Origin of the sequence: Achromobacter ruhlandii (genome assembly GCF_902859695.1) — a bacterium.
Lineage (GTDB): Bacteria > Pseudomonadota > Gammaproteobacteria > Burkholderiales > Burkholderiaceae_B > Achromobacter > Achromobacter ruhlandii.
The window spans coordinates 426,123-438,253 of the sequence record NZ_CADIJL010000003.1 but is presented as its reverse complement, the minus strand read 5'-3'; the positions used below and the strand labels follow the sequence as shown (position 1 = coordinate 438,253).

The 12,131-nt window shown below is 68.0% G+C and carries 12 protein-coding genes and 1 tRNA gene; 3 read left to right on the top strand and 10 right to left on the bottom strand.

Features of this window, described 5'->3' with window-relative positions:
• Window positions 1–68: 68 nt before the first annotated feature.
• The 5 genes from HV742_RS06450 to hemA all read right to left on the bottom strand — a co-directional run bounded on the left by HV742_RS06450 (window position 69) and on the right by hemA (window position 4,408).
• Window positions 69–632, bottom strand: coding sequence for a UbiX family flavin prenyltransferase (locus HV742_RS06450; RefSeq protein ID WP_020926056.1), 564 nt, complete (start codon window positions 630–632; stop codon window positions 69–71).
• 4 nt (window positions 633–636) lie between these two features.
• The gene (grxD, locus tag HV742_RS06445) at window positions 637–963 is read right to left on the bottom strand and encodes a Grx4 family monothiol glutaredoxin (RefSeq protein ID WP_020926055.1); all 327 of its coding nucleotides are present in this window, start codon (window positions 961–963) and stop codon (window positions 637–639) included.
• 139 nt (window positions 964–1,102) lie between these two features.
• Window positions 1,103–1,930: a peptide chain release factor N(5)-glutamine methyltransferase gene (gene prmC, locus HV742_RS06440; RefSeq protein WP_175144696.1), complete on the bottom strand. Its 828-nt coding sequence runs from the start codon at window positions 1,928–1,930 to the stop codon at window positions 1,103–1,105.
• 38 nt (window positions 1,931–1,968) lie between these two features.
• Window positions 1,969–3,051 carry a peptide chain release factor 1 gene (prfA, locus tag HV742_RS06435; protein WP_049076675.1) on the bottom strand — a complete coding sequence of 361 codons (1,083 nt, stop codon included), beginning with the start codon at window positions 3,049–3,051 and terminating at the stop codon, window positions 1,969–1,971.
• A gap of 82 nt (window positions 3,052–3,133) precedes the next feature.
• Window positions 3,134–4,408, bottom strand: a complete 1,275-nt coding sequence (gene hemA / locus HV742_RS06430) for a glutamyl-tRNA reductase (RefSeq protein WP_006391699.1) — start codon at window positions 4,406–4,408, stop codon at window positions 3,134–3,136.
• Window positions 4,409–4,735: 327 nt separating this feature from the next.
• Between hemA and HV742_RS06425 the strand changes: the two genes are divergently transcribed.
• Window positions 4,736–4,811: transfer RNA gene (locus HV742_RS06425), tRNA-Phe, on the top strand.
• Window positions 4,812–5,012: 201 nt separating this feature from the next.
• Here HV742_RS06425 and HV742_RS06420 read toward each other — a convergent pair.
• Window positions 5,013–5,621 (bottom strand): LysE family translocator, encoded by a 609-nt coding sequence (locus HV742_RS06420; protein WP_175144695.1) that lies wholly within the window; start codon window positions 5,619–5,621, stop codon window positions 5,013–5,015.
• A gap of 78 nt (window positions 5,622–5,699) precedes the next feature.
• The gene (locus HV742_RS06415) at window positions 5,700–6,176 is read right to left on the bottom strand and encodes an Lrp/AsnC family transcriptional regulator (protein ID WP_063581637.1); all 477 of its coding nucleotides are present in this window, start codon (window positions 6,174–6,176) and stop codon (window positions 5,700–5,702) included.
• Between the two features lie 195 nt (window positions 6,177–6,371).
• Between HV742_RS06415 and HV742_RS06410 the strand changes: the two genes are divergently transcribed.
• Window positions 6,372–7,016 carry a LysE family translocator gene (locus HV742_RS06410; protein ID WP_081273596.1) on the top strand — a complete coding sequence of 215 codons (645 nt, stop codon included), beginning with the start codon at window positions 6,372–6,374 and terminating at the stop codon, window positions 7,014–7,016.
• Between the two features lie 22 nt (window positions 7,017–7,038).
• Window positions 7,039–7,935: an EamA family transporter gene (locus HV742_RS06405; RefSeq protein ID WP_175144694.1), complete on the top strand. Its 897-nt coding sequence runs from the start codon at window positions 7,039–7,041 to the stop codon at window positions 7,933–7,935.
• 128 nt (window positions 7,936–8,063) lie between these two features.
• Here the strand turns inward: HV742_RS06405 and HV742_RS06400 are convergent, their stop codons facing one another.
• The 3 genes from HV742_RS06400 to HV742_RS06390 all read right to left on the bottom strand — a co-directional run bounded on the left by HV742_RS06400 (window position 8,064) and on the right by HV742_RS06390 (window position 12,118).
• Window positions 8,064–9,047 carry a Bug family tripartite tricarboxylate transporter substrate binding protein gene (locus tag HV742_RS06400; RefSeq protein ID WP_049076683.1) on the bottom strand — a complete coding sequence of 328 codons (984 nt, stop codon included), beginning with the start codon at window positions 9,045–9,047 and terminating at the stop codon, window positions 8,064–8,066.
• Window positions 9,048–9,166: 119 nt separating this feature from the next.
• A complete protein-coding gene (gene otnI / locus HV742_RS06395; RefSeq protein ID WP_049076684.1) occupies window positions 9,167–9,952 on the bottom strand; it encodes a 2-oxo-tetronate isomerase in 786 nt (261 codons plus the stop codon).
• Window positions 9,953–10,030: 78 nt separating this feature from the next.
• On the bottom strand, window positions 10,031–12,118 hold the full coding sequence (locus HV742_RS06390) for a TonB-dependent receptor domain-containing protein (protein ID WP_437340585.1): 2,088 nt from the start codon (window positions 12,116–12,118) through the stop codon (window positions 10,031–10,033).
• Window positions 12,119–12,131 lie beyond the last annotated feature (13 nt).

Genomic DNA, 12,131 nt, shown 5'->3' with positions numbered 1-12,131 from the left:
CAAAACGAAAACGCCCCGGGGATACCCCGGGGCGTTTGACCTTCACGGCCCGTGGGCCGCGACGGCGCTTATTTCATGCCTTCCCAGTGCGGACCGGGCACATGGATGTCGAACAGCTCCAGCACCCGGGCCACGGTGTGGTCCACCATCTCTTCGATGCTGGCCGGCCGGTGATAGAACGCCGGCAGCGGCGGGAACACGATGCCGCCCATCTCGGTGACGGCGGTCATGTTGCGCAGGTGCGCCAGATTGAATGGCGTTTCGCGCACCATCATCACCAGGCGGCGGCGCTCCTTGAGCGTAACGTCGGCCGCGCGCGTGATGAGGTTGTCGGACAGGCCATGGGCCACGGCCGCCAGCGTGCGCATCGAGCACGGCACGATGACCATGCCGGCCGTCTGGAACGCGCCGCTGGCCAGCGTGGCGCCCACATCGCGCACGCTGTGCACGTGGTCGGCCAGCGCGTAGACATCATGGCGGCTGACATCGAGTTCGTGCTTGATGTTCAGCACGCCCGAGGCCGACACCACGAGGTGCGTCTCGACGTCGTCCACGCCGCGCAGCGCCTGCAGCATGCGCACCGCGTACAGGGAGCCGGTGGCCCCCGTGATGCCGACGACCAGTCGCCGCATGGAATCAGGCCGTGGCGCCGGATTGCTCCAGCAGGGTCTTGAGCTCGCCCGACTCGTTCATCTCATTCATGATGTCCGAACCGCCGATGAATTCGCCGGCCACGTACAACTGCGGAATGGTGGGCCAGTTCGAGAATTCCTTGATGCCCTGGCGGACTTCGTCGTCCTCCAGCACATTCACGGTGACCAGCTTCTTGACGCCACAGCTCTTGAGGATCTGGATGGCCTTGCCGGAAAAGCCGCATTGCGGGAATTGGGCGGTGCCCTTCATGAACAGCACGACGGGGTGCTGGGTCACGGTTTCGCGGATGAATTCTTGAACGTCGCTCATGGTGGTCTCTTGGACAGGAGGCATAACGGAATACGCCAATTATAGGTACAGGCGGGATTTCGTCCCGGATACCCCGGGGCCGCCCCCGGGAATCGGCCGCTTGCGGCGCGGCTGCCGGTTACAAATCGCCGGCCCGGCGTCAGCCGCGCCCCGGCCAGCGTCCGCCGGAAATGCGCTCGATAGCGGCCAGGTCGCGCCGGCTGTGGACGTCCGTGAAGCCCGCGGCGGCCAGCAGGCCGCGCACGGCCTCGGCCTGGTCCCAACCGTGCTCCATCCACAGCGCGCCCCCCGCCTTCAGGTGGCGATGGGCGCCAGCCACGATGCGGCGCAGGTCTTCCAGGCCATCGGCGCCGTCGGTCAACGCGCCACGCGGCTCGAAGCGCACGTCGCCCTGCCCCAGGTGCGGATCGTCGCTGGCGACATAGGGCGGGTTGGACACGATCAGGTCGAAGCCCTCGCCTGCCGGCACCGCGTCGTACCAGCTGCCCTCGACGAAGCGCACCGAGGCCGTCAGCTCCCAGGCATTGCCCGCGGCCACGGCCAGCGCGGCGGCGCTGACGTCGCTGGCCATCACGCGGGCATCACGGCGCGCCAGGGCGATCGAGATGGCGATGGCGCCGCTGCCCGTGCCCAGGTCCAGCACGGCGGGCGCGGACTGTCCGGCCACGCATTCCAGCGCGGTTTCCACCAGCACCTCGGTGTCCGGGCGCGGGATCAGCACGTCGGGCGTGACGCGGAACATGTGCCCCATGAACTCGCGCTGGCCCAGCAGATAGGCCATCGGCTCGCCGGCCAGGCGGCGCTGCGCCAGCGCCTGGTAGGCCGCGGCCGTTTCCGGCGCCAGCGGATCGGTGTCATGCGCCAGCAGCCAGGCGCGCGGCTTGGCCAGCACGTGCTCGAGCAGCATGCGCACCTCGAGCCGGGGCAGGCGCGTATCCAGCAACAGGCTCTTGATCTGGGTCGTCATGGTCGAAGGGTGCTCGCCGAAGGGGGCCCGCCAGCCGCTCAGATATCGTCGCCCAGCGCCGCCAGCTGCTCGGCCTGGTGCTCGGCGATCAGGGCGCCGGTCAGCTCCTCCAGATCGCCTTCCATGATCTGCTGCAGCTTGTACAGCGTCAGGTTGATGCGGTGGTCGGTGACGCGGCCCTGCGGGAAGTTGTAGGTGCGGATACGCTCGGAACGGTCGCCGGAGCCGATCAGGCTCTTGCGCTCGGCCGCTTCCTTGCTCTGGCGCTCGCGCGTTTCCTTGTCCTTAAGGCGCGCGGCCAGCACCTGCATGGCCTTGTCCTTGTTGCGGTGCTGCGAGCGGTCGTCCTGGCATTCCACCACCAGTCCGGTGGGCAAGTGCGTGATGCGCACGGCCGAATCGGTCTTGTTGATGTGCTGGCCGCCCGCGCCGCTGGCGCGGAAGGTGTCGATGCGCAGGTCGCTCGGGTTGATGACGATCTCCGACATCTCGTCGGCTTCGGCCATGATGGCCACCGTGCAGGCCGAGGTGTGGATGCGGCCCTGCGCCTCGGTGGCGGGCACGCGCTGCACGCGGTGCGCGCCCGATTCGAATTTCAGGCGGCCATAGGCGCCGTCGCCTTCGATGCGCGCGATCACTTCCTTGTAGCCGCCCAGCTCCGACGGGCTTTCCGACATCAGCTCGACGCGCCAGCCGCGCTGCTCGGCGTAGCGCGTGTACATGCGCAGCAGGTCGCCCGAGAACAGCGCGCTTTCATCGCCGCCGGTGCCGGCGCGGATTTCCAGGAACACGCTGCGGCCGTCATTGGGGTCGCGCGGCAGTAGCAGCAATTGCAGCGCCGCTTCCAGCGATTCGAGCTTGACGCGGCCGCTCTTGATCTCGTCCTCGGCCATCGCCTTCAGCTCGGGATCGGACAGCATCTCCTGCGCGGTCGCCAGGTCTTCCTCGCCGCGCACGAAAGCGGTGAAGGCCTCGACCACCGGCTCCAGCTCGGCGCGCTCGCGCGAAAGCTTGCGGAAGCGGTCCATGTCGGCCGCGGTTTCCGGTTCGGCCAGCAGCGCGTCCACCTCGATCAGGCGGTGACACAGATGCTCCAGCCGGCTGCGCATGGAAGATTTCATGATGGGAATTCAGCAAGGGAAAACGGAAATGGCGGGCGCCCGCAACGAGCGCCCGCCGCAAGGCGGGGCGGAGGCAGCGCCGCTAACGGCGCGAGTCGCGGCCGGGGAACAGGCGCGGCATCCAGGCAAGCAGCTGCTTGCGGTCCTCGCCTTCGCTGCGGTTCAACGCCGCCAGCGGACCATGCAGGTATTTCTGGGTCAGGCCGTGGGCCAGCTGCTCGAGCACGGCTTCCGGCGATTCGCCGCGCGCCAGCAGGCGGCGGGCGCGTTCGAGTTCGGCGGCGCTGACATCTTCGGCGGCCTGGTGCAGGTCGCGGATGACGGGCACCACTTCGCGCGATTGCATCCAGTGCATGAAGCCCTGGACGCGGGTTTCGATGATGGCCTCGGCCTGCACCACGGCGGCGCGGCGGGCGTCGGTGCCGGTCTGGACCAGGCGGCCCAGGTCGTCGACGGAATACAGGTAGACGTCGTCCAGGCGGCCGACCTCGGGTTCGATGTCGCGCGGCACGGCCAGGTCGATCATCACCATGGGGCGGTGGCGGCGCAGGCGCGTGGCCCGTTCCACCATCCCCAAACCGAGGATGGGCAGGGAGCTGGCCGTACAGGAGACGACCACGTCGAATTCGGACAGGCGGTCGGTCAGGTCCGACAGCTTCATGGTGCTGGCCGAGAAGCGGTTGGCCAGCAGCTCGGCGCGCTCGGCCGTGCGATTGGCCACCACCATGCTGCGCGGACGCTGCGCGGCGAAGTGGGTGGCGCACAGCTCGATCATTTCGCCCGCGCCGATGAACAGCGTGCGGGCCTGGTCCAGGTTGCCGAACACGCGTTCGGCCAGGCGCACCGCGGCGGCGGCCATGGACACCGACTGCGCGCCGATGGCGGTCTGCGAGCGGACTTCCTTGGCCACCGAGAAGGTGCGCTGGAACATCTGGTGCAGCAGCGTGCCGAGCGAACCGGCTTCGCCAGCCGCGCGCACGGCGTCCTTCATCTGGCCGACGATCTGGGTTTCGCCCAGCACCATGGAATCGAGCCCGCTGGCCACGCGGAAGGCGTGGCGCACGGCGTCGTCCTGCTGGTGACGGTACAGATGCGGGCGCAGCGTGCCGGCGTCCAGCCGGTTGTGCTCGGCCAGCCACGCGGGCAACTGGTCGGCCACGTGGCCGTCGGCAGCGCAATAGATTTCGGTGCGGTTGCAGGTCGACAGGATGGCGGCTTCGCGCACCGACCCGCCGAACGCGGAGCGCAGGCCTTCCAGCGCCGGCTTGACCAGATCGACGGGCATGGACACGCGTTCGCGAACCGACACCGGCGCGGACGTGTGATTCAGACCGAAGGCTAGGACAGCTACCGACATGTAAAGGACAAGGCCGTGAGTATTAGAGCTGTGGTCCCCGCAAAGCCCATGCGGTGCAGCGTGCATGTAACAGCGGACCGGCCATGATTATACTCCCGCGGGTTATCCCCACGCCATTTGGCGTCCCGACCGCGACCCTGCGTCGCACCCCTCGCGACCCGTGTCGCCCCGCCACGTGACCTTGCATCGCCCCCATGCAATGGCCGTTTGCGGTAGTATGCGCCCCTTACCCCTTTCCACGTTGGAAGGCGCCCCGGAAATTCTTCAAACTTTTTTCGAGGCGACTGGCACAAGTCCAAAAAATTGTGTATAGTTGCGGACTTCGTTGGCCTGGTAGCTCAGTTGGTAGAGCAGCGGATTGAAAATCCGCGTGTCGGTGGTTCGATTCCGCCCCAGGCCACCAGAATTAAAAAGCCCGGCTCCTTGGAGTCGGGCTTTTGCATTGTGGGGCCGGTTTGTGATGCAGGTCTGTAATGCGCAGGTCTGTAATGCGCGGGTTGGTGGTGCCGGTGGTGGTGCCGGTTGGTGGCGCAGGCCCGCGGCGCAGGCTTGTGGTGCGAGCCCGCCACCGCAGCGCCGGCCGGCGCCCGGCAATGCACGATGATCAAGACCCCGGCAACGCCGCCCCCATCGCCGCGAACAATCCCCCGCACACCTTGTTGAAGCGCCGCCCCGCGCGCTCCAGCCACGGCCGCACGCGGTGCGCCAGGCGCGCCAACACGTACTCCACCACGAACTCGATGGCCACGAAGGTCGCGGCCATGATCAAGAATTGCGTCAACAGGCTGCGCCCCGGATCGATGAATTGCGGCAGGAACGCGCCGTAGAACAGCAGCGCCTTGGGATTGGCGATCGCCGACAGAAAACCCTGGCTGAACATGCGCGTGCCGCGCAGCCGCGGCATGTCGGGCGCCGGACGCAGTTGCACGCCGGGCGAGCGCCACAGCTGGATGCCGAGCCAGACCAGATAGGCGCCGCCGGCCCACTTCAGCACCGTCAGCGCCGGCCCCCAGGCCTTGAGCAATGCACTGATGCCCAGCATCGACAAGGCGATCAGCGCAATGAAGCCGACCGCGCCGCCAGCGATGGTGCACAGCGCCTTGCGATGCCCGTGCAGCGCGCCGTGGGTCAGCGCCAGCAAGGTGTTGGGGCCGGGAGTGATCGACAGGCCGATCACGGCAACCAGGTAGATGAGCCAGCTATGCAATGCCATGGCGGTGAGACACGGAAAGAGAGGGAGGCGGCCAGTCTAGCGCCGCCGGCGCGGGCCGCGCAATCGGCGGCGAGCCCGCTATGCCTCGTCCGGCTGCGTGGTCGGCACCGCCAGACCGTACTTGACGCGGTTCATCACCACCAGCGTCGAAAAGCGCTTCACATTGGGGTCGCCCCAGAAGTGGCGCTGCGCGAAGGCGTCGTACTCCGCCATGTCGCGCACGGTCATGGTGACGACGAAATCCACTTCGCCCGTGACCGCCAGGCACTGCATGATCTCCGGCGCGTTGCGCATCGCGCGCTTGAAGGTGTCCAGCTTATCGGCGCGCTCGCTCTCGAGCGACACCAACACCACCATCATGATGTCGCGCCCCACCGCCGCCGGGTCCACCACCGACACATCGCCCAGCACCGCCCCGGACTCGCGCAGCCGCTTCATGCGCCGCAGGCACGATACCGGCGACAGGTTCACGCGCTCGGCCACCTCCTGGCTGGTGCGCTGGTTGTCTTCCTGCAGGCTTTGCAGGATCTGAAGGTCGAAATCGTCTAGTTCCATGGGGGGTCTCGGCGCCGCGGCGGTCCAGGCCGCGCGGGCCTGTAGGCTGATTCTAAACGGGCGCGCCGCACGACCCGCCCCCAAATTCGACGGGAAACTTCATTTGCGCACCGCCGGCTGCAGGAATTAATCACCCGCCTTGCTTACACTGGGAACCCTCTGGCCGCCCTCGCGACCAGGCGCAGCCCGATTCCCATGCCGTCACTCCAGCTTTTCCTGCTCTTCCTGGCCGCCGACGCGGCGTTGAAACTCACTCCCGGCCCCGACATGGCGCTGACGCTGTCGCGAGGCATGACCCAGGGATTCCGGCCAGCCTTCCACAGCGTGCTGGGCAATGTGGCGGCGGGTTTCATCCAGGTGCCGGCCGTGGTGCTGGGACTGGCCTCGGTGCTGCAGGCGTTTCCGACGCTGTTCCTGGCGATCAAGGCGGCGGGCGGCCTGTACCTGGGCTACCTGGGCATCAAGGCCATGCTGCGCTGCGCCCGCGACGCCGACGTGTCCCTGGCCGCGCGGCCCGGCGAGGCGCGCGACGCGTTCTGGCAGGGCTTCATGACCAATCTGCTGAACCCGAAGGTGCTGCTGTTCATGATCGCCTTCCTGCCGCAGTTCACCACGCCGGACAACGGCCCGGTGTGGATCCAGATGCTGGTGCTGGGCGTGACCATGAAGGCGTTGAGCCTGCCGTATGGCAGCTGCTTTGCCTACGGCGCGTCGCGCATCCGCGGCTGGGTCGGCCGCAACCCGTGGTTCCTGCGCATGCAGCAGGGACTGCTGGGCGCGATCATGCTGGCACTGGCCCTGTACGTGCTCTACTCCACCGCCCTGACCTTGAACCCCTGATTCTTTCCGCAGACGCAGCACCATGACCGCCGCCACCCTTCCCTCCGGACGCGATGCCTCCGCCTCCACCCTGATGCCGACCCTGTCGCTGATCGGCGCCATGGCCTCGCTGTGCGTCGGCACGTCGTTCGCCAAGTCGTTGTTTCCCGAGGTGGGCGCGCAAGGCACGACGGCCTATCGCATCGTCATCGGCGCCATCATCCTCATCGCGTTCTGGCGCCCATGGCGCTTCCCGCTGACCGCGCGCAACGCCGCCAAGATCGCGCTGTACGGCGTGACGCTGGCCTGCATGAACCTGCTGTTCTACATGGCGCTGCGCACCCTGCCGCTGGGCGTGGCGATCGCCATCGAATTCACCGGGCCGCTGACCCTGGCGGTGGTGCTGTCGCGGCGCGCCATCGACTTCGTCTGGATCGCCTGCGCGCTGGCCGGGCTGGTGCTGCTGGTCCCGACCGGCCAGTCGATGCACGACCTCGATCCCGTCGGGATCGCTTATGCGCTGGGCGCGGCGGTGTGCTGGGCGCTGTACATCATCTTCGGCAAGATGGCTGGCAACGTGCACGGCGGCCAGGCGACCTCGCTGGGCCTGCTGGCGGCCACCATGGTGGCGCTGCCGGTGGGCGCGGCCCACGCCGGCATGGCGCTGCTGGATCCCAAACTGATCCTGGCCGGGGTGGCGGTCGGCATCCTGTCGAGCGCCCTGCCCTATTCGCTGGAGATGGTGGCATTGCGACGCCTGCCGCAGAAGACCTTTGGCGTGCTGCTGAGCATGGAGCCCGCCATGGGCGCGCTGGCCGGCGTCATCGTGCTGAACGAACACCTGTCCGGCACGCAGTGGCTGGCGATCTGCGGCATCATCATCGCCTCGGCCGGCTGCGCCGCCACCGCGCGGCGGCAAAAGCGCGCGGCGACGAACTAGGCGGTTGCTGCGCAGTCAGCCTCATCGCGCCGCCGCGGACGGCTGCCGGCAAGACCCGGGCGGCCAGGCAGCGCCTGCCGAAGGGGCCTTGCCCACGGCACACGAACGGCGCGGCCATCGCCCGCCGCTCAATCCACCGAGATATTCTTCTGGCGGATCACCGCGCCCCAGTTCTCGTATTCGCGATGCGCGTAGTCGAAGAAATCGTTCGACGAGCTGCCCATCGGCTCCATGCCCTGCAGCTTGAGCTGCGTGATCACCTCGGGCGACTTCAACGCCGCCTGGATCGCGCCGCTGAGCTTGTCGACCACCGCCTTGGGCGTGCGCGCCGGCGCCACGACGCCCTGCCAGGCGGTCGCTTCCAGCGGCGGGCCGCCGGCCTCGCCGAAGGTGGGCACGTCGGGCAGTTGTTCCGAGCGCTCGTTTGCCGGCACCGCGATGGCGCGCAGCTTGCCCGCCTGGATCAACGGCCGCGCGGCCGCCATGTCGGCCATCATCAGCGGCACCACGCCCGCCGCCACGTCCTGCAACGCCGGCGGCGTGCCCTTGTAGGGAATCGCCGTGGCCTTGGCGCCGAACATCGACAGGAACAACTCCATCGCCAGATGGTGCGGGCTGCCCACGCCCAGCGAGGCGTAGCTGGCCTTCTTGTCGTCGGACAGGTACGCCATCACTTCGGGCATGTTCTTCAGCTCGGAAGCCGGCGAGGCCACCAGCACGATGGGCAGCGCCACCAGCGTCGAGACCGGCTTCAGGTCCTTCCATGGGTCGTACGGCAATTGCTTGTAGAGCCACGGATTGAGCGCCAGCGTGCTCATGCCGGCGGTCATCAGTGTGTAGCCATCGGGCGCGGCGCGCGCGGTTTCCTGGGCGGCGACGATGGTGGCGGCGCCCGGACGGTTCTCCACCACCACCGGCTGGCCCAACGTCTGGCTGACGTGCCTGGCAACGATGCGGGTGGCCAGGTCGCTGCCGCCGCCCGCGCTGAACGGCACCAGCCAGCGGATCGGGTGATCGGGAAATTCGCCAGCCAGCGCGGGCATGGCGCTCGTGGCGAATGCGGCGGCGGCCAAGGTTCCCAGCGCGCAGCGGATGAAACCTCTTCTGGACATGCGGTTGTCTCCCGGAATTCTTGATTTAATTAACATATTAACTATATTTTCACGCAGCGGCGAGCACGGCATGCGCGGCGATCATGGCAAAAGGTTCATGGCCAAGCGCCGCCCGCCGCTCAGGCGCGGGCCGCGGCCAGCCAACGCAGGCCGGCGGAGGTGCCCGCCGCCGGACGGTATTCGCAACCGATCCAGCCCGCGTAGTCCAGTTCGCGCAGCACCGAGAAGATCCAGCCGTAATCCAGTTCGCCGCGATCGGGCTCCTGCCGCAGCGGCACCCCGGCGATCTGCAGGTGCCCGACCCGCCCCGTGGGCAGGTACTGGCGCAGTTTCGCGGTGACGTCGCCCTCGACGATCTGGCAGTGGTAAAGGTCCATCTGCACTTTCAGGTTGGGCGCGTTGACCGCCTGCACCACCTCGTGGGCCTGGTCCTGGCGATTGAGGAAATAGCCGGGAATGTCGCGCGTGTTGATGGGCTCGATCAGCACGGTCACGCCGGCCGAGCGCGCCTGGCGCGCGGCCCAGTCGAGATTCTCGCGGTAGCAGTCCAGCATGGCGTCGCGCGAGACGCCATCGGGGGCGACGCCGGCCATCACGTGCACCCGGGCACAGGCCAATGCGGTGGCATAACCCAGCGCCTGTTCGATACCGGCGCGGAATTCGTCCTGGCGGCCCGGCAGCGCGGCCAGCCCACGTTCGCCGCGCGCGCTCACCCCCGGCGGCGCATTGAACAACACCTGCGACACGCCGGCGCCATCCATGCGCTCACGCACGAAGGCGGCCGGCGCCTCATAAGGAAACATGCATTCCACGCCCGCGAAGCCATCGGCCGCGGCGGCCGCGTAGCGGTCCAGGAACGCATGTTCCGGGTACATCATCGACAGGTTGGCGGCGAACTTCAGCATGGCGGACTCCGGGGCGGGCGGCATGGCTGGAACTTAGCACATCCGCCCGCCCGCGAAGCCCGGTCGCGCCGGTTCCCCTCAGTAGGTCAGGCGCATCCCCAGCATCACGCTGCGTCCGGGCAGCGGCGCCACCGACGAGATGAACGAGGCATGGTTGTAGGCCAGCTTGTTCAGCAGGTTGGTGCCGCGCAGGTAGACCTCGTAACCCGTGGCGCCGTAGCGGCCGCGGTACGCCACCACCGCATTGACCAGGTTGTAGCCCGGCGTGCTGCTTTCGTACGCGGCGATGTCCTTTTGCGAGAACACGCGGGCGTACTCGACGCCGCCCGACCACTGCTGCCACTTGACGTTGCCGCGCAGGCCCGCGCGCGCCGCCGGGATGCGCGGCAGGTTGCCGTCGCCGCCGGTCAGCTTGCCGCGCACGTAGTCGCCGAACACCGCCGCCGAGAACACCGGCGTGAACTGGTGCCGCAGCTCGCCTTCCACCCCGGTGAACTCGGCGTCGCGCTGGGTGTATTCGATCAGGCGGAAATCCTCGTAACGGTCCAGCGTGTTGGCGTAGATGTAGTTCTTGACCTTGTTGTGGAACACGCTGGCCGAGAACGTCGTGTCGCCCGAGTGCTTGCGCAGCGTCAGGTCGATGTTGCGCGAGGTCTCGCGGCCCAGGCCCGAGTTGCCCAGCTCATAGGTATTGGTGGCCAGGTGCACGCCATCGGCATACAGCTCCTGGGCGGTCGGCAAGCGCTGCGAGCGCGACAGCGACAGGGCCACCGAATACTGCGGCGCGAAGTCCCAGATGGCCGCGGCCGACAGCGAGGTGCCCGACAGGCGGCTGCGCGAAGCGCCGCCAGACGGCGCGATGCGCTGCCAGTCCTGGCGCGCGCCGACTTCGAAACGCCAGTCGTTCAACTGGTATTCCTCCAGCACGAACAAACCGTTCGAACGGGTGCGGCTGCGCGGCAGGAAGGCTTCCTCGCCATCGGCGCGGAAGTCGCTGTAGGCATTCTGCAGGCCGATCACGCCGCGCCAGCCAGCCACCGGCTTGTGCTGCAGCTCCACGCGCAGGTCGTAGCCCTTGTTCTTGAAGCGGGTGCCCACCTGGCCGCCCTCGATTTCCTCATGCTGGTAATCGGTCAGGCCGCCGCGCACGCGGATCTTCTCGAAGCCGGCGAACGGGTCCTGGTATTCGGCGCGCAGGTCCAGGCGGTTGCTGCGCAGCTTGACGTAGGGCACGCCGCCGTGTTCGTGGCCGTGATCATGGTCGTGGCCTTCCTCGTCTTCGTCGCCATGATCATGGTCATGGTCGTGGCCGCCGCAATGCAGGTGGGTGCCGTGCGGATGGCAGCCTTCGTACTCGTGATTATGGCCGGGCAGGCCATACTTGCTTTCCAGGTGCGTGAAAGCCAGGCCGACGTAGCCGCGCGGCGTGATCCACGACATCCCGACCGTGCCCTGCGTGGACTCGCTATACGACCCGGCCAGCTTGCCGCCGGGCCAGTCCGGCACGTCGTAGTCGCTGGTGCGCCGCTTCATGCCCTCGACCCGCACGGCGAACTGGCCTTCGCCGGCGGTGATGCCCACGGCGCCGGCGCGCTCCTTGGTGCCGGTGGCGCCGCGCAACTCGGCTTCCATCTCCACGCCCTTCTCCGGCACGGCGGTGGGCACCTTCTTGTCCACCACATTCACCACGCCACCAATCGCGCCGCCGCCGTACAACAGCGTGGCCGGGCCGCGCAGCACCTCGATGCGCTCGGCCAGCAGGGGTTCCACCGTCACCGCGTGGTCCGGCGAAATACCGGACGCGTCCATCACCTCGGAGCCGTCGGACAGCACCTTCACGCGCGGCGCGGTCTGGCCACGGATCACCGGGCGGCTGGCGCCGCCGCCAAAGGTATCGCTGTTCACGCCCGGCAGGCTCTTGAGGGTCTCGCCCAGCGTACCGGCGCGGCGCTCGACCAGTTCATCGCCTTCCAGCACGGAAGCCGGCAGCATGGTGCTGTTCAGGTCCAAGCCCAGCGGATTGGCCGACACCGTGATCGGCGCCAGTGTGCGGTTGCGAGAGGGATCGGCCTCGGTTTCGGCCTGCGCCACCGGCGCGGCCAGCATCAAGGAGCAGACCAGGGGCTTGAGCGCCCGCGCGCCGCCAATCCGCCCCGCCCGCGCCATGCCACGCCTTCCC